Origin of the sequence: Salicibibacter kimchii (assembly GCF_003336365.1) — a bacterium.
Lineage (GTDB): Bacteria > Bacillota > Bacilli > Bacillales > Marinococcaceae > Salicibibacter > Salicibibacter kimchii.
The window spans coordinates 3,284,183-3,307,426 of sequence record NZ_CP031092.1 but is presented as its reverse complement, the minus strand read 5'-3'; the positions used below and the strand labels follow the sequence as shown (position 1 = coordinate 3,307,426).

Genomic DNA, 23,244 nt, shown 5'->3' with positions numbered 1-23,244 from the left:
TTTATTGCCTCCTCGTATCGTTATATATTAACCATATACGAAACAAAACTTAAAAAACAAAACATCTGCTCAATTAAAATGCTCTCGCGTTCTTCTAGAGGTCAGAAGTCGCTTTAGTAGAAATCGGTGAAAAAACCGATTTCTTCATCCTAACAAAAAAAGCCATCTCCCCATGAAAAACGAAGAGATGGCATTTTGTATTTATTCCCACTCAATAGTCGCCGGTGGTTTTGAGGTGATATCATACACAACGCGATTGACATGTGGCACTTCATTAACGATCCGCGTCGAGATCGTCTCCAAAACCTCATGAGGGATACGCGCCCAATCAGACGTCATCCCGTCTGTGGATGTGACCGCCCGAACGCCAACCGTGTAATCATACGTACGATTATCTCCCATTACCCCAACACTTCGCATGTCAGGCAAGGCGGTGAAAAACTGCCAGATTTCCTTATCCAACCCGGCTTTTTCCAGAACATCATGAAGGACTGCGTCCGATTCGCGCACGATTTTCAGCTTATCTTCCGTGATCTCCCCAAGTACTCGAATGCCAAGCCCCGGGCCCGGGAATGGTTGCCGCCATACAAAACTTTCCGGCAATCCCAGTTCGGTGCCCAGTTCTCGCACTTCGTCTTTAAACAACGTGTTCAATGGTTCAATCAAGTCTAATTTCATGTCTTCGGGAAGCCCGCCCACATTGTGGTGCGATTTAATCGTTTCCGCTGTGGCTGTTCCGCTCTCAATCACGTCCGTATACAGGGTTCCTTGTGCGAGAAAATCCATGTTCTCCAGTTTTGATGACTCTTCTTCAAAAATATAAATGAATTCGTTGCCGATGATTTTTCGTTTTTGTTCCGGGTCGGAAATGCCTTGCAGCTTCGTTAAAAAGCGTTCCGCGGCATCGATTTTTACAACGTTAATGTCAAATTTCCCTTCAAACATTTCCATCACACGCGTACCTTCGTCTTTTCGCAATAAACCATGGTCGATGAACATACACGTAAGTTGCTCACCGATGGCACGGTGGACGAGCATCGCGGTCACCGATGAATCGACACCGCCGCTAAGTGCGCAAAGAACACGCCGGTCGCCAACATTTGCGCGAATTTTTTCCACTTCAAGGTCAATGAAGTTTTCCATCGTCCACTCGCCTTTGCTCTGGCAAATGTCGTAGATGAAATTGTGGAGGATATCGTTTCCGTATTCGGTATGACGCACTTCCGGATGGAATTGAACCCCGTAGATGTTCCGGTCGCGATTGCTCATTGCGGCTACCGGCGTCGTAGGGTTCGTAGCGTCGGTGTTAAATCCTTCGGGAGGGGCAAAAATAAGATCCCCGTGGCTCATCCAAACCGATTGCTCGGAAGGGGTTCCCGCGAATACCCCCGAAGTCTCCTTTACATCAAGCCTCGCTTTTCCGTATTCACGATGATCGGCTGCTTCCACCTTCCCGCCGAAGTGATGAGTAAGCAACTGCATGCCATAACAAATGCCAAGTATGGGGACACCGAGGTCATAAATGGCAGGGTCACACGCTGGCGCTCCTTCAATATAAGCACTCCCCGGCCCCCCTGAAAAAATAACCCCTTTGAGGTTGAGCGCATCTAATTCGTCAGCGCTCACCGTGTTGGGATAGAGTTCACTGTATACGCCCAAGTCACGTATACGACGGGTGATTAATTGATTGTATTGTCCGCCAAAATCAAGGACGGCAATGGTTTCATTCATTTCTTCTTTTTTTTGCTCCATGAAGCGCACCTCAAATTCATTCAATCATGATGATTATTTTACCAGCCCCTGTATAAAGGGTCAATTTTTCGTAGTTTTCGATGTCAGCATAAATGGTTGTGATTCGTCACCCTCATGGAAGTTCGATAAAGTTGTCTTTGGCGATCTTACAACTCCTGCGGCCACTTCCGCTTTCCAGCGTTAGGTATTCATACCCCTCGTTGGCAACTTGTTAACGGCCTTTTTCAATTTTATCCAAAAGTTGCGTCCAACGTCGTTCGGTATTTTCCGGGATATGATCCGTATTTTTATTCCCGTAATAAAGATCTTCATACAGCATCGTCAAGGCACGCATATTTTCCGAGTCAAAACGAAAATCAACACGCGCGGCAAATTCGCTCGGTGTTTCATGTGCAGCTCTTTTCATGCCGGTCCAATCGAGATACCTCAGTAGTGATTCATACGCGCGGATAAATATCGACCCGCTGTCCATGCCCAAGTACCGTCTACGCAACCACTTTTGTATGATTTTCCCACGAAATTTAAATGCGAAGAGACCGCCCAATACTAAACCGCCACCCATTCCTGCCAGCAACCAAAATGGAAACAAGGCTTGCTCTTCCCCATGTTCCTCGGCATCTTCTTCCTCAACGTTTGCTTCCTCGTCCGAAGTTCTCTCTTCCATGTCTTGGTCGACTTCCTGATCAAACATCATCTCTTCGTCGTTTTCATCCGTATCGACGTCTGCCGAAGCAAAATCAACTGTGTTGGAAAACCCGGGGGTAGGCTCAAACGGCACCCAGCCCACGTCGGGAAAATAAACCTCTACCCATGAATGGGCATTTTCATTGGTCACTTCAAATTCCCTGTACCCATCATCGCCGATGTTCACTCCGTCCCCGGCAGTGAACCCTTTCACCCAACGGGCCGGGATATCAAGCGTTCGCAACAGGACGACCATTGCCGTGGAAAAGTTGTCGCAATAACCGACTTGCGTCTCAAACAAAAACTGATCCACATAATCCTGGCCGTCGTCCGGGACCGGAATATTCGTCGTTTCATAGTCAAAAGTGGGACCATTTAAATAACTTTCAATGGCACGCACACGGTCATAACGGTTCGTTTCATCTTGGACAAGCTCTTCGGCAAGTTCTCCGATCCGATCCGGGAGCTCCTCAGGAAGTTGCAAGTGCTTATCGATCACCGCCTGTGGATCTTGTTGCGCATCCCCCGCATCTATATCTCTCATCTGCTCAACGGGAAACTCGGGCTGTTCATACGTAAGGCTGAACGCATCGACATCGCTCGTATCCTCTTCGTTGTGCCAAACTTCGGACCGGCCATTTTCACCGTTGATGTATACGGAATAGTCGCCATCGATTTCTGCATTTGCTTCCTGCAATGCGCCTTGACTGAAAAGCAAATCCCCTTCACCCGTGCGCGAATCATGATAAGCGACATCTGCTTCAAGCGTTTCCGTTGCCGTCGATGCTTCATATAAATCCACGTATCCTTCGGATTGTTCGGTCAATTCCCCATCTTCTTCGCTTCTCCAGCCATGGCCGGTATATTCATGCTTCGATTCCCCTCGCCAATAGGTAGACGCTTCCGCTCTTGCCGTAAACACTTCCATGTCATCCGTAACGAATCCGCCACCGAGCCGTTCATCGTCTTCACCGTAACCGATTTTACGTGTCTCCTCGCCGTTGGAAGAAGGGGAAGCAGCCCAATTATTCACATCCACCCCTGTCGTTCGCTCAATATAAGGAGCAGGATCCGGCCATTGCTGCGCATATTTCGGTGCTTGCCAGCTAACCAGAACGGCAAGGGCGATCACGGCACCCGTGATCGCCAAATAGCGCAACGAATGTCCGCGACCAAGGTTCGAGTAGCGCAACTGAAGCCTCAAAAGTCGCATACACGCAAAAAGAATAAATCCGATGATGACGAGGCGAACAACCGCCCCCGAACCATCATAGGCCGTGAACACGTCCAGGATGCCGATGTAAGCGATGCTCGTAACAACAAAAAAGAAAATCCGGCGAACAATGACGACCCAGTAATAGGCAAGGTAACTGACCATTGCCAGCAGTAACATAAGCAAAAAACTGCGATACATATCACTTAATTGTAACAATCCACCACTAAATAAGCGTGTACTCTGTTGCCAAATCTCCGTTGTAAACAATGCCCACCAATCGATCGACATATAGGTGCCGGGCATAAACAGGACGTGCAAACTATATGTGATCACAAGTGCATAAAAGCCGAGGCGCAAGAGCCAATGCATGGGAATCGCGGTAATGACAAAGAAAATCGCGGCGATAAAAAGGAAGAACGGTAAAAAGCCGGTATCGCTAATTTGCGGCAATGGATACAACCATTCTGCCACCATGAAATACGCGAGCACGTAGGCAATCCCTTCCTGAGGGTGTTTTAATAAAAAGATAAAACGTGCGATTAATGGCGCCTCCTTCCTTCATATATCCCGGTGGTAAGCACCGTAATTCCGGAAGTCTGATTTCAGAGGCCAGAGGTCGGAAAAGGTCTTTTTCAGGAAGCGAAGAATGGGCTTCCGACTTCCGAGGTCTGATATCCGGAAAAACGGGCGACTAACACCCCGATTGTTCCGACACACAGGACGTGGCGGTTTTAGCCGGCGTTCCTTAAAACCATCAGAGGAAAACCCCCTCTGATGGAAGTTTCACTTTATCGGCATCGCGAATGAGTGGACTCCTCGTTGTTTCCAAGGGAGTTGGACAGCTTCCCGCTCATTATATAAAACAAGAATATTAAATCCTTGTTGCTGCAAGTACCTTATCTCTTGCAATACAGCAGTGTTCATGTCAGGAACTGCATAGATGACTGTTTGTAAAAAACGGAACGTATTCGGCAAAGGTTCCCGAGCCTTCGAGGACTCGCCCGAGGCATTCGATAACGACGGTTCGATTTTTGCCAGTTCCTTCATCACTTGACGCATATGAGAACGATTATTTCCTGTTGGCGTAACAACCATTTTTGCCCCCAAAGCGGCAAAATTTAAACGTGAACGCTTTTCATACACACCATTCACACTGGCAGCCGCCCATTCGACAGCCGCTTCAAAGTTTTGTTCACTGCAGGCTCGCGTATCGATCAAAATCGTAAAGCCTTTTCCTTCTTCCGTATCAAATTCTTTCGTTGCCAAGCTTCCGAGACGGGCAGAAACTTTCCAATCGATGCTTGACAGGCGGTCGCCGACGACATATTCACGAACACCGAAAAAATTGGACGACTTCTCATGGCTCAACCGTTGAGTGCCGGCGCGATCGGTATTCGCCCTTCGACCTCGTTCGTTTCGAAGGTTGAAAGGCAATGGTTTGATACGCGGATACACGAGCATTTCACTCATTGCAGCTAAATATTTATCACTTTTCAAAAACCCGAAAGGGTCTCCACTTTCCACATGTAAAGCATCAAACGTATAGGAACCGCGTTTTTCTGCTTTTACAAGATAGCTATAAGTTTTTTTCCGTGAAAACAACATGAAAAAGAAAGCACCCGGATCGCTTTCAAGTGTTAATCCCCGGGGAGGCCGATCACGAACCCCTACGAAAAAACAAGGCCATCGCCTCGTTTTATAAATGCTTACCTGAACCTTAATCGTTTCCCCTTGGGACAGATGTCGATTCGTCATCGAACGTTCTGCGCGCAAAAAGCGAAGGGGGAAAGCTGCCACAGAAAACCCCGCCAGCAATAATACCGATATGCTATAAAAAAGAAACCAGCTTACAAAACCACCCTGGACCATCGCGTACCAAAAAAGAATCGCGAGCAAAAAAAGTACGGCAATCACACGTATTAGCTGCCGCCACCTATGTTTCATTTGACAATATCCTTTCTTGTCACCGGCACAACGATCCGAGTGAGCATGCGTTCGATCAAGGTGTGTGCTTGTCCTTGCGGACCGAGCACGTCACTTTCCAAGATTAGCCTGTGCCCTAACACATACGGTGCCAACAATTTCACATCATCCGGACGAACGTATGGCATCCCCTGTACATACGCATAGCTTTGGGCGGCACGCAGCAACGCGATCGTCCCTCTCGGGCTGACGCCAAGCTCCACTTGATCGAGGTTTCTCGTTTCACGCACAATGGCAACAATGTACTGTTTGACCGCCTCGCTGACAAACACGTTCGGAACTTCCCTTTGCATTTGTCGGACATCCCGTATATCAACAACTGCCGGCAGTTCGGCAATGGGGTGGCCATTCCCCATGCGTTCCAGCATGTCCAATTCTTCCTCTTGGCTCGGATACCCTAACGTTATTTGAAATAAAAAGCGATCCAGTTGTGCTTCGGGCAATGGATAGGTACCCCCATGCTCAATCGGATTTTGTGTCGCCATGACAAAGAACGGCTCATACAACTCGTAGGTATACCCATCCACGGTCACATTACCTTCTTCCATCGCTTCCAAAAGCGCGGATTGTGTTTTCGGTGATGTACGGTTTATTTCATCTGCAAGCAAAATATGGCTCAGCACCGGGCCCGCTCGAAATTCAAATGCGTTTGTATGCTGATTATAGATGGATACCCCTGTAACATCGGAAGGAAGTAAATCAGGGGTGAATTGAATTCGTTTGAAGTCTGCTCCCGTCACGCGGGCTATCGCCTTTACGAGCATTGTTTTCCCAACACCGGGAACATCCTCGATGAGCACATGCCGGCGAGCAAGCAGTGCCGTTAACGTTAACACAATCGCCTGCCGCTTGCCGACGACTACTTTTTCAACTGTATCAATAATGTGAGCGATTTTTTTCGCATAATGATTCAAGTCTCGGCTCCTCCTCATCGTCAGACGTTCTAAATATTTATCTATTACTTCTATGTCGTTCCGTTGTTTTATCCTAATTCATAGTTCCATAAAATGCTGGTCGAACGCTTCTTATAGTATAATCCAAATGAGTCCAACTGAGAATAGCAGTGAAGGAGGGAAAGTGTGACAATAGCGACTGTCATTACAGGAATCTTATTCATTGCGATTCACTTACTCACGAATCACATCATTCCAACCTCCCAAGTTGGTCGTTTACGATGCTTTCTTTCTCGGTCGGGATAGCCGTCTCTTATGTTTTTGTCTATGTGCTTCCTTCTTTACATGAAGAACAGCAAGAATTGGGAGAGCAGGCCGAAGAATTTGTGATGGAATCAGAACTTTATTTTTTTGGACTCATCGGTCTGTTAACGTTTTACAGCATTAAGAAAGCAGAGGAAGTCTCCCAACGTAAATACGAAAATAGAGAAGGAGGGGGGGCCGTTTTTTTGGGTGCAAATCGGATTTTTCGCCGTGTATAATATGTTGATTGCTTTTGTTGTCATTTCATCGGCAGTAGAAGGCTTGCAGGCGACGTTTCATTCGACGGCGATCGGTCTTCACTTTGTCGCGGTTGCCCATGATCTATGGCGAGAGGATAGAATAGTTATAACCGTGTGGGAAGGTACATTTTGGCAATGGGGATTGTGGTCGGCTGGTTAGCGGGCATGTGGCTGTCGCTGTCGCCTTTGACTCTATCTATCATTTTCGCCTTTATTTCCGGGGCGATGATATTGAACGTGCTACAAAAAGAACTGCCCCATGAAAATAACGCGCATTTTCCAACCTTCACATTAGCCGCGATCAGCTACACGGTCGTTACGATGAGTTTGATACTTTTTCGAATGGTAGAAGTAGCCAACGACCACTATTTTCTACCTTGCTTCTCCCTCCTTGCGAAAATAGCGATAAATGGCAAAAACCATCACAACGATTAACAGCGCAAACGGAAGACCGGCTGTGATCGCCATGGCTTCAAGACCGTCCAATCCTCCGGTGAACAAAAAGGTTGCCGCAATCGCAGAAATGAGCAGCCCCCATGTAATGAGCACCTTGTTTTTTGGATCAAAATCCCCTTTACTGGAGAACACTCCGAGCACATATGTCGCGGAGTTTGCTGAGGTTACAAAGAAAATCGTAATGACAATTAAGGTCGTTATGCTCAATATTAAGTTGAACGGCAGGGATTCCAAGATAAGAAAGAGCCCGCTTTCGGGTCTTTCTACCACTGTTTCTGCCAGATCCGCGCCGAGAATATGTTCCAAATGGATGCCGGTGCCGCCAAAAACCACAATCCAAATGAGCGATGTAAAGGCAGGCACGAACAATACCCCGATGACAAATTCTTGCAACGTACGGCCCCGAGAGACGCGAGCGATAAATGTGCCTACAAAAGGACTCCAGGAAATCAACCACGCCCAGTAAAAAAATGTCCATTCTCCCAACCATTCATTGTCCGCATATGGCATCGTCTCAAATGTGAGTGGGATGAAACTCGCCACATATTCGCCTGTCATGCTCGTCACATACTCGCTTAAAAATAGCGTAGGACCTAATAAAAAGATAACGATCATTAAAATGGCGGCCAATGTCAGGCTGGTGACACTTAGATAAAGCATACCGCGGTTGATACCTGTGACGGCCGAAGTGAGAAAGACCACGGTAATAATCGTGATGATCGACATTTGCAACAAGAGGGTATTTTCAAGCCCAAACACTTCGGATAGGCCGCCCGCCAATTGCATAGTGCTCAAGCCGAGGGTTGTGGCGACCCCAATGGTTGTTCCGATAATCGCGATGATGTCAATTGTTTTCCCGGCGCCACCATGGATACGATCACCAAGGAGCGGATGGAAAACAGAGCTGATCAACCCGGGTAGGTCTTTTTTAAATTTTGCAATGGCCAAACCAAGCGCCACCGTAGCGTAAATCGCCCAAGGGTGAATCCCCCAATGAAAAACACTATATAATAAACCGGCTTCTGCCACTGATTGTGTCTCCGCGTCCATGCCGGGCGGTGGTTCGACATAATGGGACAAGGGTTCCGCAACCGCCCAAAATAGCAGGCCGACACCCATTCCGGCGCCAAACAACAAACCGATCCACGAATAGTAATTATATTCCGGCTTGTCTCCTTCCTTACCAAGTTTCATATGACGATAACGCCCAAAACCGAGATAAAAGCAAATCCCGATAAAAATAACTGTGGCGACCACAAAGAAAGAACCAACTGATTCAATGAGTATATGCATCAGCCCCAACATCGTTTCTTCCATCTGCTCCGGGAACTTAAGCCCCCATACCGTCAGGGAAAACAAAACAATCGCCGGCACAGTATAGACGACGTTGATTTTTTTGAGCGCTTGTCTAATACGAGATCCCCCTTTGACTTCATTAAGAGAGTTGCCGCGCGATTATCTTCCCAATTTCAAGAGAGGCGGTCGCAGCCGGGGACGGCGCGTTACATACGTGTAGACTTCTTTTGCCTTTAATAAACATAAAATCGTCGATCAGTTTCCCGTCGTTGGATAAAGCCTGAGCTCTCACACCGGCAGGCGCCGGGACGAGATCCTCTGCTTGTACGTCAGGGATCAATTTCTGTAAACCTTTGACGAATTTTCCCTTGCTCATCGACCGCGTCATTTCTTCAATGCCTGTTTTGGCATATTGACGAGCGATACGCCAGAAACCTTCATACGTCAGTACTTCAACCGTATCACGCAGGTTTATATCTTTTTTTCGATAGCCTTCCCGATTCAATCCGGGCACCGCGTTCGGGCCGGCTTCCACTTCCCCATTGCTCATCCGGGTAAAATGAACGCCGAGAAACGGAAAATCGGGATTGGGGACGGGATAGACCAAGTGGTTTACGAGACTGCGCTTGTCCGGCCTTAATTGATAGTACTCTCCACGAAACGGCACAATTTTCATATCCGTGTGATATCCGCCCAGACGTGCAACGCGATCGCTATGTAAGCCGGCGCAGTTAATAATATATTTTCCTGTAAAAGAACCCTTCGAAGTCTCCACGCTGACATGGGTTTCTTTTTCTGAGATGTTGGTAACTTCGGCACCCAGTTGTACTTGTGCCCCCCTTTCTTCAGCGAGCGCCGCGAGTCTATTTGTCACGGTTTTAAAATCGACGATGCCGGCACTCGGGATGCGAAGCGCGGCTAACCCACGGACATGAGGTTCAGCCTGCGCCAGTTCCTCTCTATTCAACTTTTCGACTGCCAATCCATTTTGGTGGCCACGCTTATATAAATGCTCCATGACGGGGAGCTCTTCCTCTTCAGTTGCCACGATCGCCTTTCCGCATGTTTCAAAATGAATGTCGTGATCTCGGCAAAAATCTTTCATCGACCGATTGCCGGCGGTGGCAAAATTCGCTTTCAAACTCCCCGGTTTATAATAAATGCCGGAATGAATCACCCCGCTATTATGACCGGTTTGGTGCGCGGCCACTTCCTTTTCTTTTTCCAATAGAAGGATTTTTGCGTTCGGTTGCTGATCGTGGAGCGCTTTCGTTGCCGCTAGACCCACGATACCGCCGCCAATCATGATGTAATCATACATGTCTCGTTCCTCCCATGTCGCCTCAAATAGACTGATTGAGGCTATCTACTAATCGTTTTCCAAGACGATTTTCCCGATTGTTTTGCCGCTTTCGATTTTTTCATGGGCAGCTCGAAGGTTTTCAGCATTGACCGGGCCTCCACGATCCGTTAACGTCGTATGGATTTTTCCTTCGTCGACCAACTTTCTTACTTCATTTAAAAGGTGATGCTGTTCGATCATGTCTTCGGTCTCAAACATCGAACGCGTAAACATAAATTCGTAGGAAAAAGAAGCACTTTTATTTTTAAGTACATTAAGATCGTGGTTTTCCTCTGCTTCCACAATGCTCACGATGTAGCCTTGGGGCGCCAGCGCTTCTCCCATGTTTTCCCAATGCTGATCGGTATTATTCAAGCAAAAAATGTAGTCGACGCTCCCTTGCAGTTGCTGGCGGAACGGCTCGTAATGATTAATGGTTTCATCGGCGCCAGTGTTTTTTGCCCAATTAACCGTTTCTTTTCGGGACGCTGTCCCAATAACGTATAGGCCTGCCAGTTTCGCGAGTTGCACGGCAATCGAACCGACCCCGCCGGCGGCGCCGATAATTAATATGCGTTTCCCTTTATTCGTCGACGGATCCAGCGAGAGCTTCATACGTTCAAACAGTGCTTCCCAAGCGGTAATCGTCGTGAGCGGCAACGCTGCAGCCTCTGCAAAGTCCAGGGTTTCGGGCTTTTTGCCGACGATTCGCTCATCGACCACGTGATAATCACTGTTGCCTCCTGCTCTCGTCACGCTTCCCGCGTAATAAACCTCATCACCAATCGAAAAAAGCTCTACATCGCTGCCGACTTCTTCAACGACGCCCGCGACATCCCAGCCGAGAATCTTCGGATCCGAACTAGTCGGAGGGGCGCCCCGCCGTTGTTTTGTATCCACCGGGTTCACCGAAATCGCTTGAACACGCACGAGGATGTCTTTTCCTGTGGCCTTCGGTTTCTCCACTTCCACATCTTGTAGACTTTTTTCCTCTGTAATGGGTAAGCTTTCATAAAATCCAACCGCTCTCATTGTTACACTCTCCTGTTCTTCCGGGTAATTTTCCTATTTTATAAGTACCCGGAAAGATTTATTGCAAAACCTTGATTGTTGTGATCGTTCGGTGCTTGCGCTAAAATAGAGCAGTTACCAACGTAGAAAAAGAGGATCAACAATCATGGATTTTCGTGTTTTTGTACTTGCCATAGCTGCATTCGTCGTCGGCATGGTTGAATTAATTATCGGGGGAATATTGCCGTTCATCGCCGAGGATTTAAATGTATCCGTTGGGGCGGCCGGCCAGCTGATCACGGTGTTTGCCCTAACATTTGCCATCTCGGGTCCCGTGTTGCTGTCTCTCACAACAAAAATCGAGCGAAAACGTTTATATTTGGGCGCGCTTGCCGTTTTCTTTTTTGCAAACCTCCTTGCTTACGTAAGCCCTAATTTTGAAATGCTTATTACCGTTCGAGTGGTAACGGCGATGAGTGCTGCCTTAATCACCGTTCTGTCGCTCACGATCGCTCCAAAAATCGTCAAGCCCGAGTATCGTTCCCGCAGCATCGGGATTATTACGATGGGGGTGAGCTCTTCCCTTGTATTAGGTGTACCGATCGGGGTGCTCGTCGGTGATCTGTTTGGTTGGCGGATGTTATTTCTATTAATCGCGCTTCTAACCTTGATCGCGGGAGTGATCATCTTTTATTTTCTGGAGCCAATCAAACCCGAGCATATCACCTCTCTGCGGCAACAAATCGCATCGTTAAAAAGTAAAAAAATCTTCAGTGCCCACATCGTAACGTTGCTGATTCTCGCCGGCCATTACACGCTTTACGGGTATTTCGCCCCATTTCTGGAAGCTACATTGGGGTTGGAACCGTTTTGGGTGAGTGTTGCCTTTTTCGTATTTGGCATCTCCGCGGTGACCGGGGGCGGGGTCGGTGGATGGTTGACCGATCGCATCGGTCCTCAAAAGACCGTCATTTCGTTTATCATCTTGTTCGCAATTGTTTTGTTTCTCCTGCCGCTCTCCACTCATTCTTCCATGCTGTTTCCACTCGTGCTTGTCATATGGGGGATGTTAAGCTGGTCCATCGCCCCGGCCCAGCAAAGCTACCTCATTCAGACGGCGCCGGAAACATCAGACATCCAACAAAGTGTGAACACATCCGCCTTACAGTTCGGCATCGCCGCTGGCTCCGCGTTCGGCGGACTCGTCGTCCAACAAACATCTGTGGAAGCCACCGCTTGGGCCGGAAGCATGCTTGTGATACTGGCGCTCGTTTTCGCTCTTTACTCTTTTCGGAAACCCGGAAAAGCAGCACCCTGGGGGCTGGAGTAATGAACGTTCCCTCGCTATTTTAAGTAAACGATCACTTTTGTCCCTTTTCCGGACCCATTTCCACATCGATCTCTCCGCCATGCAGATCGATGATTTTTCCCAATCACGAATCCCAAGCCGGTACTTCCATTTCCCGGCGTCCGTGCTCGCTCCTCTTTATAAAAGCGCTGCGGCGAAGCAAGGCTTTTATTCGAAAAAATCAGTTCCTTATGCTCAAATGGTTTTGTGACATAGTCATCTGTACCGGCTGCAAAGCCTTTCGCTTTACCTTCAAGTTCTCCCTTGCTGTCAGCATTCATACGGGAATATCATAAAAAGAGCGAATCGCTTTACATAAAGCAAAGCCATCGACATTCGGCATCATTAACAAAAAATTATGTATTTATGAACGTATGTTCTGATATGTGTGCTATAATAAAATTGTTACGTATATTTACGTTTCGAATAGAAGGGAGGTATAATAGATCTTACCAATCGTGACACGAAAATAATATAAAAAAGGAGAGGTCTAAGCTGGAGCAAAACAATGAAGTTTTATCGCAAATTTTGACAGAAGTTCAATCGCTTGGTGTGGAAGTTGGATCTGTCAAAGAAAATGTGGGTTCACTTCAAGGAGAGGCTAGCTCTATCAAGAAAGATGTTGGGTCTCTTCAAGAAGATTTTGGTTCTCTTAAGAAAGATGTCGGGTCCCTTCAAGAAGATTTTGGTTCTTTTAAGGAAAGTGTCGGATCCCTTCAAGAAGATTTTGGTTCTCTTAAGGAAAGTGTCGGATCCCTTCAAGAAGATTTTGGTTCTCTTAAGGAAAGTGTCGGGTCCCTTCAAGAAGATTTTGGTTCTCTTAAAGAAGATGTTGGATCCCTTCAAACAGAGGTTATATCTCTGAAAGAAGGAAATGAAAAACGTTTTAATCAATTAGAACAGTCCGTCAGAGAAATCAATGAAACCACCAGAAACATCGAACGAAAGCAAGAAAATCAAGAAGAAGTCATCGATTTGCTGTCCCGTCGCTCCATCGACCTTGAAGTTGGTTTGAAAAAGGTAAGATAAAGAAAGAAAAAACCACTCCCTCTATATGAGGAGATCGATCAGCACTTGCTCTCCTCTCTCTTCTTTTTTAAAAATCCCCCTCATCTGTACCTCACCAGCAATTGTCAAACTTCCGTTTCTTTTTATTCATATTGCGTTCATCGACCTCCTGCATGCTGAAAAGTACAAAGAGAGGTCATTACATGTTTTTGGCGATTAGAGAAACTGCTTTATTTTAACCTCCGCTATATGATGGGCGCGTTGATCATTTTTCTCTTATCTTTTTTAGTGCTATTTGTTTCCGGGCTTGCGCAAGGGCTTGCCAATGTGCCGACCGCAAGCTTGGATGCCTCCAGAGAGCAGGAAGTGGTGGAAACTTTGGCCACCCAAGGCAGCCAACAGCAAAAAGTAGCAGTTATGATTACGCATGACACCCGTTTATTCCACGTTTGTGATCGAGTGATCCCCTTTCAGACGGGAAGATGGATCACATTGAGGATGGGAATGGATAAATAGGAGCGCGCAAATAACAACACGGGCACCATGAAAGGCGCCCTACGCCTCGTTTGCATCTGCGGGGCGTGTCATTGTCCAAGCGAGCATGACCGCCGTCAGACCGCCCCCGAGCTTGCCCACGACCATCGCGAACACGACGTCGGCATTGATACCCGCGACAAAACCGAGATGCCCACCAAGTACAAATGCCCCGCTGACACAAAAGGCGGCAACGATAATTTTTCCCCGGTTGTTCATCTCGGGAAACATGGCAAAAGCCGGGATTGCATGAGCAAGCGATGCCAGCAAACCGGCACCGGCTTTTTCATTCAACCCTATTTTTCCACCTACGTGCTCCAACGGCCGCTCCAACACCCGGGTTAATACGTGGACTAGTGGGAATGCACCGGCTAACACGAGAACGACCTGCCCGACAATCGTCATCCCTTCCGACAACGGAGCAAGCCCCGGTATGGATAGAAATGGAAGAAGTGCTTCGACGCCAAGCAAAACAATACCGATCGTGGCAACTACTGTGACCCCTTTTCCCACAATCGTAAATAGGCGCACCGTTTCCTTTTGATAAAACATAAGCCCAGCGGCAATAATACCCGATAACAGCAAAGCTGGGATTAAGTTGACAACCATCATGGTGAGCGAAAACCCGGCCACAAGCCCACCCATCATGCATCCGAATGGTGCGCAAACAAGTCCAAATAAAATGCCGCGTGTGAAAAATGGTACATCCTCCTGCCTGAGCAAACCAATCGCTACCGGGACGGTGAAGGCAATCGTCGCACCATAGATCGACCCGATGAAGACCCAAGCAAATAAAGCGGCGGCTTCACTTTCTCCCAATTCAACCGCAAGCGCGTACCCACCCAGGTCAAGGGCAAGAAACGTGTTCATCAACGCCGCCGGATCTACGCCGAGCCATGCATGAAGCGGATGGCTCACCCACTGAACGCCCTCGGCTAAAATAGGAGCGACTGCCACGATCCCCACGATCACTAGCGCGAGTGGCCCCATCATACGAAACGCTTCCATAAATTTTTCGCCAAGCCCAATTTTGGAACCCAAAACGTAGTCGATCGCGCTGACAACCAGAAAACCCGCCAACACGATTAAAATCATTTGATTGATGTCCATCTTATCTTATATAATCCTTACTTATTAGGTAACTTACAACTTTCATATTATAGCACAATTTGACAAATAAAAAATAGGCAAGCCATCGGTCCTGCGACCATATGACTTGCCTCATTGATTCCATTTTATTCGCGACGCTGATCGCGAACCTCATCCTTGATTTCATCGCGCATTGCTTCGATGCTTTCTTCGCGACGCTCGTTCTTGGCTTCAATTTGTTGCTTTTGCTCTTCGCTCATTTCATCGGCGTGGGCTTTTAGGTAATCCTCTGCTTCATTCCTGTTTTGCATCGTATGGCCGATATTTCTTTCAATTCTTTCCGGGTTGTCGGAACGATCATCTGGTTTTGCCAAGTTATCTACCTCCTTTACGATTAAGCATAGTTTGGCCATTTGTAACAAATATATGTATGTAGGCGCTTGATGAAAATATGTTCGTTGCTGTTTTCAGAAGGCTCTATTAGGAACACTTACTTGACGAGTTATTGCGTCATGGTGCTAGTGGTGTGTTTCTTTCCCTGCTGGCGGATCTTGAAAAAGGTCTGAGTAATTGAGCAGATACGAACATTGGAGACGCATTCTATCCTCGACACAAACGACGAACCTAGATTGCAATCCTAAACATGTACGGCATCGGCATGGAAGGAGAGCGAAGAGGAGCGAGACTGCCGAAAGAGGGACATCATCGGCATGAAATGAGGCCGAGGCGTGTGCGCAAGTCGAAGTATGCACGACATCGGCATGGAAAGAGGGCAACGAGGAGGGAATATGCCGAAGGGCAGGCAACATCGGCATAAAAAGAGAGCAACGCTGTGCTGGGAAGCCGAAGCAGGTACGGGAACGTACCAGACCTTCTATTCATTTGGTTCCTTTCCACTGTTTTTCTGAGATTCAACCGTTGCTGTCTCGAAATCTCCTCGATGCCTTTCTTTGTTCTGTTTGCTTCTTGGATCAATTCCTCGTGAGACATACCTAAATGTTTGAAGGTTCAACGACGACGTCCATGGCTAGATCAGCCCCAGCGCTTCGCGCATCTCCTACGCTGTATCGTTTATCCGTCGAAAACGCTGCGATATCAGCCGTTTTTAGAACACGTGCTTCAAACGTTTATATAATTAGAGCAACAATTCCAGGTGATTTTTTAAACGGTTCTTGATGATAAATCAACACAGAGAACGAATGTTTCGACCACTTGCTGCTCTGCTTTGAATGCACAATGGGCTTTGTTTACTTTGTTGGAATCGAAAGGATAGATGGATACTTCGCTCCATAAAAGAGGATATCGTTGGCAGATCTTCCGCCTGTCGAGGTTCTCGATGTTGTGCCATTATTTTGGTTAACATCAAAGCGAGGAGCATTGCTGCCTGCAATTGCCAGACGAATCGCATGCCCTTTTTCAAAGCGATAACCTGTAGGCGTAAGCTCCACCTGCACGCGTTGTGGCCTTCCGCAATCGTCCCCCGGTTTTCTTGTAAACGTGTCGACCACATTGTACACCTTTCCGTCGGGGGTAACATCGCTCACTTGTAAAAACAAATCCAGAAGTGGCGAATCACTGGACATCCATACATTAGCAGCTATGGCGCCTATCACATCAAGCGGTTGTTCCAATGGTCGGGTTGTAAATACAAGGGCATCCTCTCTTTCGTGCAGATCACTTTGTTCGACCATCCCTGCTTCGTGCCCTGCCATTAATATGTTACCACCACGAGTGGGAAATGGAGCTGCTGGATTTCTTAAAGTAACATCCGTGTAGCTTGTTTCCGGTTTCTTTTTCTCCAGTGTTCGAAGGTTCCCGTTCCAGTTCAGGTAGTAACATTGCGTTCCTGACTCTTCAGGCGGCCAACTTCCTCGTGACTCCCAACGGCGCTTCCCCATTTGATAAAGATGCACCGGCTTTTCGATATTCAACGGTTTCCCTTTGAGCCAATGATCAAACCATCTAATATGAAGATCCGTGAGGTCTATGAGTTTATCTTCTCCCAGCGGGGAAGTGGCATGTTCAAAAAATACGTCACCTGCCCAACCGTCCAGATTAGAATGCGTCCACGGTCCTATCCAAAGCATTCGTTTACCGCCATAGTGCTGGTAGGCCCCAAATGTTTGCCCCAAAAGAAAATCAAACCAACCGCCGATAAAAAGGGCGGGAATATGAATATGCTTCAACTGCTCCCGTACATCCACTTGTTGTATTGTTTTTTCAGCTACTTGGCGTTTGACAAAATCGAAGTAAAAGGAATTAGGTGACGTGTTTTTCATAGGGGTCCATTCACTCATCGGTTGATCATGAAGACGAGAAGGCAATTCCTCAATATAGGCATACGCACGTTCAAGTTCTTTCTCATGCTTTTGTCGCTTTAATTGATCAGGGAGGATCGATTCCAACGCCCACGTTGCCAGACTGCCTTGATCGAACGGCATGGTCGCCCCCCGTATCATATCGATCCATCCATCCGCGACGGCCATAACCGGAGCAATGGCATAAAGCGAGGGCGGGGCTTCTGCAGCGGCTGCCAGCTGTGTGTATCCGTGATAAGACATGCCGAACATCCCTACTTTGCCATTGGAATAAGGAAGTGTAGCCGCCCATTCCACCGCTTCATAACCATCTTTTCTTTCGTCCACAAATGGGTAATAACTACCGTCGGATGCATATCGGCCTCGCACATCTTGAAGGATCACAACGTATCCTGTCGCCACCATTCTCGATACATCTAAATAACCGTTGTAATAATGAGGGTTTGTTTTGTCATAAGGAAGGCGAAGGAGAAGTACCGGATAGAGGCCCTGCCCTTCCGGAAGATAAACGTCCGCTCTGAGAACAGTGCCGTCCGAACACTGGCATTCTACATCGTGTTCAACGTGCATGGCGATGACCTCCTTTTTATTTTGAAGCAGCACTCGCTTTATTCGCAGGGTTTAAATTGCGTTCGATCTTCCCCATCAACAGATCGGCGATAATCGCCATCAATGCTGTTGGCACTGCCCCGGCCAGAATAATTGCCGTTCCGTCAGTAGCATTGGTCCCGCGGACGATAATCGCACCAAGTCCGCCGGCTCCGACAAACGTGCCGATCGCGACAATTCCGATCCCTACAACGAGCGCGGTGCGTATTCCAGCCATTATTACGCTGACGGCCAGCGGAAGTTCGACTTTTCTCAGCAGCTGAAAGCGTGTCATGCCGGAAGCATGGGCAGCTTCAATGACAGTTCCGTCAACGCCCTTCATCCCAACATACGTGTTTTGAATGATTGGAAGCAAAGAATAGAAAAACAGTGTCGTCACCACTGTCGTCGTTCCCAATCCAAGAGTAACCATAAGAAGCGCCATAAAACCGAGGGCGGGAATCGTTTGAATAATACTTCCAAATGATAGCACCCATTTGCTCAGCCTTCCGTAACGGGCGATCAGAATTCCAAGCGGAATGGCAACAATGGCAGCGAATAAAACCCCGTACGCGGCCATTAAAAAATGACGATAAAATTCTTCCACAATGTAAAAACCATTTTGAGATACGTAGGTTACCAACTGTTCCCAAACACTCATCACTCATTCACCTCCTGTTCGAAATAGTTCTTTTCCTCCAGGAATTGTTCCGCGATATGGGATGGATTTACGAGATTAACATCCCCCTGATAATTCATGACTTGCATATCTTCCGTCGAAACCGTACCCGCAAGCGAATCGAGGATGGCTTCGAGTTTTGGGTGTTCCTCAATTACTTCGTTTTGAATCACCGGGGACGCATCATATGGCGGAAAAAATTCATCTTCCAGTACGGTCAGGTCATAGGCTGCAATTCTTCCATCCGAAGAATAACCCAGGACAGCGTCCATGTCGCCATTGGCAGCTGCATCATACACAAGGCCAATCGCCATCGGGTATACATCTCCAAACGGGAAGTGGGTTTCCGCAAATGCTTCGTACCCATCACCTTCTCGGTTAATCCAAGCATTATCCACGCCAAAATTCATTTCCTCGGCAAAAGGTTCAAGATCATTCACATGTTGAATGTCGTGTTCCTTTGCAAAAGTTTCTGGCAAAGAAACGGTATAACTATTCTCAAAGCCATAAGATTCTCCCCACGTTTGATTAAATTGCTTGTCGAATTCTTCTTGTACAATTTCCATAGCTTTGTCCGTATCCGTAACACCTTCGATATCAAGAACGCCGGCCAAATCTGTGCCCGTATAACGGGTGGATGTGATATCAACTTCATCATTCATCATCGCTTGGTGCTGGACAATGGAAGACCCGAGGTTCGTGATCAGCTCTGTTTCCAGGTCGGTATGGTGCTCAATCATTTGGGCAATGATATTTCCCCACACCTCTGATTCGACCGTGTCCAGCGTTCCAATTCGAATCGTGCTATCGGATGGACCGCCCAGTCCGGGCAGCGCACACCCCGAAAGAAGGAGCATGGCCGCCAGTATTGCAGCGGTTCCTCTTTTTTTCATAGTATCTCCTCCTCACGTGGTTTCTCTCAGTGGTTCGGGTGTCACCTTTTTTTCCAAAAGCGAAAGTCCCCAATTGGCTAACAAGGCTAAAATCGTTGCAGGTATTGTTCCAAGAACGATGAGTTCCGGTTGATACAGGTTTAAACCGTCAAAAATAAGATCACCAAGTCCGCCTCCGCCAATAAAAGCAGCCAGCGTTGCCCAACCGATCAAGTAAACGGTTGCGAAACGAACCCCAGCCATAATAACGGGCAGCGCCATTGGGAGTTCGATTTTGCGAATCGTTTCTATATTGTTCATGCCCATGCCCTTCGCCGCTTCCAATACATTTGCATCGACGTTTTTGACACCGGTATAGGTGTTTCGCAAAATCGGAAGCACGGAATAGACGAATAAGGCAATGATCGCCGGCGTCATCCCAACTCCCAAAATAGGCATGAAAAAAGCAAGAATGGCAAGACTCGGGATGGTTTGTAAAATACCGACAAAAGAGATTAGCCGGTCAGCCGCCGCGGGAATACGGGTAAGAAAAACCCCGACGGGCACAGCTACGAGGACACCTAAGAAAATGGCCGCAAATGAAATGTACATATGCTCGCCTGTTTTCGTGAGCAAATCCCACCCATAGGTAGAAAAAGTTTCAATGATCGCATCCATTTTGTTTGTCGCCTCCTTTTAGTCAATAGCGGTAGCAACTTCTGTTGATATGCCGTCGCCCCATATGGTGTCGTACACCATATCGGCAAGTGTTGCGCGTGTAACGATCCCTTCAAGACGGTTGGATGCATCAACAACTGTCACGTAGGGGCTTCCCCGGCGTAACATCTTGTGCACCGTGTCGCGCAGCAAACTGTCTTTTTGCACGGCATACTCTTGTGTATTCATGGCTTCATACACATAAGTGGACGTTCGATAATTGACATCGATCATTTCCACGTTAATGAATCCTTGAAGCTTATCCTCTTCATCGATCACAAGCAGGGAATCCACACGTTCCACGCGCATTTTATGAATCGCGTCTTTCAATGTTTGACCGTCATTGATCGTAATTGGATTGGGATTCATAATGTGCTCGACGATGGTGACATCGGCACGACTTTGCAGCAAGCGGTCTTTTCCAATGAAATCTTCCACAAATTCGTTCGCGGGCTTCCTAAGAATGACTTCCGGCGTGTCCGCTTGAACAATTTTTCCTTCATTCATGATCACAATTTTATCTCCCAATTTGATCGCCTCATCCATATCGTGCGTGACGAACACGATCGTTTTATCCACTTCTTTTTGCAGTTTTTTAAACTCATCCTGAAGCGAATCACGTGTAATCGGATCCAACGCCCCAAACGGCTCATCCATTAAAATTAACGGGGGATCTGCCGCCAGTGCTCGCAGCACCCCGATGCGCTGTTGTTGGCCTCCGCTTAATTCATGAGGATAACGATCGAGATACGATTCCGGCATATTGACGAGCTTGATTAATTCTTTCGCACGTTTTTCTTTTTTCTCCTTATTCCATTTCAACAAAGTTCCTACGAGGACAATATTTTCAGCAACGGTCATATGCGGAATAAGACCAATTTGCTGAATGACATACCCAATGGAGCGTCGAAGTTGTACGGGATCCTTTTGGGTCACGTTTTCCCCGTTCACCTTTATTTCACCATCCGTCGTATCAATCAATCGGTTAATCATTTTCATCGTTGTGGTTTTCCCGCACCCACTCGGACCGATAAATACGACAAATTCCCCCTTTTCGATGGAAAGGCTCAAATTATTGACAGCGGGTTTGGACCCACTCCCAAAACGTTTCGTTACATTATTGAATGCTAGCACGTAAAGCACCTCCGTGATTGATACACTCGATTAATTCAACTGTTTCAGTATAGGAAGGGACGTCTATGAAAGGAAAGTCGCAAAAAAACGCTTTATGTTATGAAATCTATGCAATTTTAATTTTATAAGTTTTACGCAGGGGGCTATCGGACAATTCTTCGTTTTTGCTTTTAAATGTTGCCGTATCTGTTTTTTTGCAAGGTAATGTAAACGTGCTATTGTTACAGATAGCTTATATCGGAGGTGCATCACCTCTGGCATAGAAAGGGGATGACGATACGCCGGATGAACAACGAGCAGTTACTGAAAGAACTGAAGGAAGCGGAAAATCAAATTGCCGACCGGATTGCTGATAATATGGAAACGTTCGGGGTTTCTTCAACAATTGGACGCCTCCTTGGCATCATCTATATGAACCGAAACGCGATGACTTTGGACGAGCTCGCAGCACATACGGGCATGAGCAAAACGAGGATGAGTCAAGTCATGCGTCAGATGATGACGCTGAATATTGCTGAAAAAGAATTCGTGAAAGGCAGTCGGAAAGAACACTATAACGTAGAGAATGATTATGTACAGACGTTTATTTCCCTTTTTACAACGAACTGGAAAGAGGTCATCAGTAAAAACATGACCCTTGAGCGACGCTTGCGCGAGCGCATCACAAAGCTCGAGACCTCCATCGAAGATGAACCGACGGCGGAAATACAGGAGAGGATTACATCGTTCAAGCAAGAGCTTGACGACTGGTCTTCGTATTATCAATGGATCCGTCGATTGGTGGATTTTTTTGAGAGTGGCGAGATTTTAAACGCCGTTCCCGTGAAAGAACCCAGGAAGGAAAACCAGTACTCAGAAAGAGGAGAAACAAATGGCTAAAAAAACCATTATTACTGCAGCAGTAACAGGTGCAGGAGAGACGACGAAGAAAAGCCCTCACGTACCGGTGACACCGAAAGAAATTGCCGATGCCGCGATCGAATCTGCGAAGGCGGGAGCTACAATCGCGCATATTCATGTGCGCGATCCGAAAACAGGCAGTATAAGTCACGACCCTGCCCTGTTCAGGGAAGTGGTCGAACGCATTCGCGAATCGGATACCGATGTCATCATAAATATTACCGCCGGTGGGGGCGGGGACTTTGTACCCGATATCGACAATCCAACTCAAGGCGGCGCCGGAACGGATATCCAGACACCTAAAGAGCGTCACGAGCCTGTCGGCGAATTGTTGCCTGAAATTTGTACTTTGGATTGTGGAAGCTTGAACTTCGGCGATCAAGTGTACCTAGGCCCGGCTGGCTGGTTACGCGAGCATGCAAAGCTTATTCAGGAAAGTGGCGTGAAACCGGAATTGGAGATTTTTGACACAGGACAAATCCGTCTCGCCAATCAGCTCATCGCTGAAGGCCTCATTGACGGAGATCCCATGTATCAATTCTGCCTTGGCATCCCTTGGGGAGCAGCCGCAGATGCCGAAACCATCTCCTATATGCGGAATCGAATTGTCGAAGGGGCAACTTGGTCTGCGTTCGGCATCGGGCGTATGCAACTTCCAATGGTTGCACAAGCAGCCTTGCTCGGCGGCAATGTGCGCGTTGGGTTGGAAGATAACTTATATCTTGATAAAGGTGTCCTCGGCACGAACGCCCAGTTGGTGGATAAAGCTGTCGATATTCTACGCGGGGTGAGCGTGGAGCCCATGACCGCCGAGGAAGCACGTGAAACTTTACAACTGCAAAAGGCAGTGAAATAGAAAGA

22 protein-coding genes and 1 pseudogene are annotated in these 23,244 nt (G+C 47.4%); 8 read left to right on the top strand and 15 right to left on the bottom strand.

All coding sequences use genetic code 11. From position 1 onward, the window contains the following. Window positions 1-201 precede the first annotated feature (201 nt). From guaA to DT065_RS16790, 4 genes are all read right to left on the bottom strand, one after another. Window positions 202-1,752 (bottom strand): glutamine-hydrolyzing GMP synthase, encoded by a 1,551-nt coding sequence (guaA, locus tag DT065_RS16805; protein ID WP_114375338.1) that lies wholly within the window; start codon window positions 1,750-1,752, stop codon window positions 202-204. A 211-nt stretch (window positions 1,753-1,963) separates the two neighbouring features. Further along, on the bottom strand, window positions 1,964-4,141 hold the full coding sequence (locus DT065_RS16800) for a DUF4129 domain-containing transglutaminase family protein (RefSeq protein WP_114375336.1): 2,178 nt from the start codon (window positions 4,139-4,141) through the stop codon (window positions 1,964-1,966). 294 nt (window positions 4,142-4,435) lie between these two features. Further along, window positions 4,436-5,596: a DUF58 domain-containing protein gene (locus DT065_RS16795; RefSeq protein ID WP_114375334.1), complete on the bottom strand. Its 1,161-nt coding sequence runs from the start codon at window positions 5,594-5,596 to the stop codon at window positions 4,436-4,438. Beyond that, window positions 5,593-6,549 carry an AAA family ATPase gene (locus DT065_RS16790; protein ID WP_418314561.1) on the bottom strand — a complete coding sequence of 319 codons (957 nt, stop codon included), beginning with the start codon at window positions 6,547-6,549 and terminating at the stop codon, window positions 5,593-5,595. The genes DT065_RS16795 and DT065_RS16790 overlap by 4 nt, the downstream gene beginning before the upstream one ends. A gap of 260 nt (window positions 6,550-6,809) precedes the next feature. Here DT065_RS16790 and DT065_RS19435 point away from each other — a divergent pair, with 260 nt between their 5' ends. From DT065_RS19435 to DT065_RS19425, 3 genes are read left to right on the top strand one after another with little or no spacing between them, the layout of a single operon-like run. Further along, the gene (locus DT065_RS19435; RefSeq protein WP_227002650.1) at window positions 6,810-7,070 is read left to right on the top strand and encodes a hypothetical protein; all 261 of its coding nucleotides are present in this window, start codon (window positions 6,810-6,812) and stop codon (window positions 7,068-7,070) included. After that, window positions 7,042-7,251 carry a DUF3270 family protein gene (locus tag DT065_RS19430; protein WP_227002649.1) on the top strand — a complete coding sequence of 70 codons (210 nt, stop codon included), beginning with the start codon at window positions 7,042-7,044 and terminating at the stop codon, window positions 7,249-7,251. The genes DT065_RS19435 and DT065_RS19430 overlap by 29 nt, the downstream gene beginning before the upstream one ends. Beyond that, complete coding sequence (locus DT065_RS19425) at window positions 7,221-7,526, top strand: hypothetical protein (protein WP_227002648.1); 306 nt, start codon at window positions 7,221-7,223, stop codon at window positions 7,524-7,526. Before DT065_RS19430 ends, DT065_RS19425 begins: the two co-directional genes overlap by 31 nt. On the opposite strand, the gene DT065_RS16780 is transcribed toward DT065_RS19425, so the two are convergent. From DT065_RS16780 to DT065_RS16770, 3 genes are all read right to left on the bottom strand, one after another. Continuing rightward, window positions 7,464-8,921, bottom strand: coding sequence for a BCCT family transporter (locus DT065_RS16780; protein WP_227002647.1), 1,458 nt, complete (start codon window positions 8,919-8,921; stop codon window positions 7,464-7,466). The genes DT065_RS19425 and DT065_RS16780 overlap by 63 nt on opposite strands. A 61-nt stretch (window positions 8,922-8,982) precedes the next feature. Continuing rightward, window positions 8,983-10,164, bottom strand: coding sequence for an L-2-hydroxyglutarate dehydrogenase (gene lhgD / locus DT065_RS16775; RefSeq protein WP_114375328.1), 1,182 nt, complete (start codon window positions 10,162-10,164; stop codon window positions 8,983-8,985). A gap of 48 nt (window positions 10,165-10,212) precedes the next feature. Beyond that, window positions 10,213-11,217 carry a zinc-binding alcohol dehydrogenase family protein gene (locus DT065_RS16770; protein ID WP_114375326.1) on the bottom strand — a complete coding sequence of 335 codons (1,005 nt, stop codon included), beginning with the start codon at window positions 11,215-11,217 and terminating at the stop codon, window positions 10,213-10,215. A gap of 145 nt (window positions 11,218-11,362) precedes the next feature. Between DT065_RS16770 and DT065_RS16765 the strand changes: the two genes are divergently transcribed. Next, a complete protein-coding gene (locus tag DT065_RS16765) occupies window positions 11,363-12,526 on the top strand; it encodes an MFS transporter (protein ID WP_114375324.1) in 1,164 nt (387 codons plus the stop codon). Between the two features lie 169 nt (window positions 12,527-12,695). On the opposite strand, the pseudogene DT065_RS16760 reads toward DT065_RS16765, so the two are convergent. Further along, window positions 12,696-12,893: pseudogene (locus DT065_RS16760) on the bottom strand (response regulator transcription factor); the annotation flags it as partial. A 179-nt stretch (window positions 12,894-13,072) separates the two neighbouring features. Between DT065_RS16760 and DT065_RS16755 the strand changes: the two are divergent. Both DT065_RS16755 and DT065_RS16750 read left to right on the top strand, forming a co-directional pair. Beyond that, the gene (locus tag DT065_RS16755; protein WP_114375322.1) at window positions 13,073-13,573 is read left to right on the top strand and encodes a hypothetical protein; all 501 of its coding nucleotides are present in this window, start codon (window positions 13,073-13,075) and stop codon (window positions 13,571-13,573) included. 240 nt (window positions 13,574-13,813) lie between these two features. Next, entirely contained in the window at window positions 13,814-14,068 is a 255-nt protein-coding gene (locus DT065_RS16750) for an ATP-binding cassette domain-containing protein (RefSeq protein WP_160112624.1), read from the top strand. 39 nt (window positions 14,069-14,107) lie between these two features. Here the strand turns inward: DT065_RS16750 and eutH are convergent, their stop codons facing one another. The 7 genes from eutH to DT065_RS16715 form a co-directional block, all read right to left on the bottom strand. After that, window positions 14,108-15,196 carry an ethanolamine utilization protein EutH gene (gene eutH, locus DT065_RS16745; RefSeq protein WP_114375318.1) on the bottom strand — a complete coding sequence of 363 codons (1,089 nt, stop codon included), beginning with the start codon at window positions 15,194-15,196 and terminating at the stop codon, window positions 14,108-14,110. Between the two features lie 125 nt (window positions 15,197-15,321). Next, entirely contained in the window at window positions 15,322-15,549 is a 228-nt protein-coding gene (tlp, locus tag DT065_RS16740) for a small acid-soluble spore protein Tlp (RefSeq protein ID WP_114375316.1), read from the bottom strand. Window positions 15,550-16,422: 873 nt separating this feature from the next. Then, on the bottom strand, window positions 16,423-18,063 hold the full coding sequence (locus DT065_RS16735) for a CocE/NonD family hydrolase (RefSeq protein WP_114375314.1): 1,641 nt from the start codon (window positions 18,061-18,063) through the stop codon (window positions 16,423-16,425). 16 nt (window positions 18,064-18,079) lie between these two features. Beyond that, window positions 18,080-18,742: an ABC transporter permease gene (locus DT065_RS16730; RefSeq protein WP_114375312.1), complete on the bottom strand. Its 663-nt coding sequence runs from the start codon at window positions 18,740-18,742 to the stop codon at window positions 18,080-18,082. Continuing rightward, window positions 18,742-19,653, bottom strand: a complete 912-nt coding sequence (locus DT065_RS16725) for an osmoprotectant ABC transporter substrate-binding protein (protein ID WP_114375310.1) — start codon at window positions 19,651-19,653, stop codon at window positions 18,742-18,744. The genes DT065_RS16730 and DT065_RS16725 overlap by 1 nt, the downstream gene beginning before the upstream one ends. Before the next feature lie 12 nt (window positions 19,654-19,665). Further along, window positions 19,666-20,310: an ABC transporter permease gene (locus tag DT065_RS16720; RefSeq protein WP_160112623.1), complete on the bottom strand. Its 645-nt coding sequence runs from the start codon at window positions 20,308-20,310 to the stop codon at window positions 19,666-19,668. An 18-nt stretch (window positions 20,311-20,328) separates the two neighbouring features. Beyond that, window positions 20,329-21,483, bottom strand: a complete 1,155-nt coding sequence (locus DT065_RS16715; protein ID WP_114375308.1) for a betaine/proline/choline family ABC transporter ATP-binding protein — start codon at window positions 21,481-21,483, stop codon at window positions 20,329-20,331. 285 nt (window positions 21,484-21,768) lie between these two features. Between DT065_RS16715 and DT065_RS16710 the strand changes: the two genes are divergently transcribed. Beyond that, a complete protein-coding gene (locus DT065_RS16710; RefSeq protein ID WP_114375307.1) occupies window positions 21,769-22,362 on the top strand; it encodes a GbsR/MarR family transcriptional regulator in 594 nt (197 codons plus the stop codon). Continuing rightward, entirely contained in the window at window positions 22,355-23,239 is an 885-nt protein-coding gene (locus DT065_RS16705) for a beta-keto acid cleavage family enzyme (RefSeq protein WP_114375305.1), read from the top strand. Before DT065_RS16710 ends, DT065_RS16705 begins: the two co-directional genes overlap by 8 nt. The last annotated feature ends 5 nt before the right edge of the window (window positions 23,240-23,244 follow it).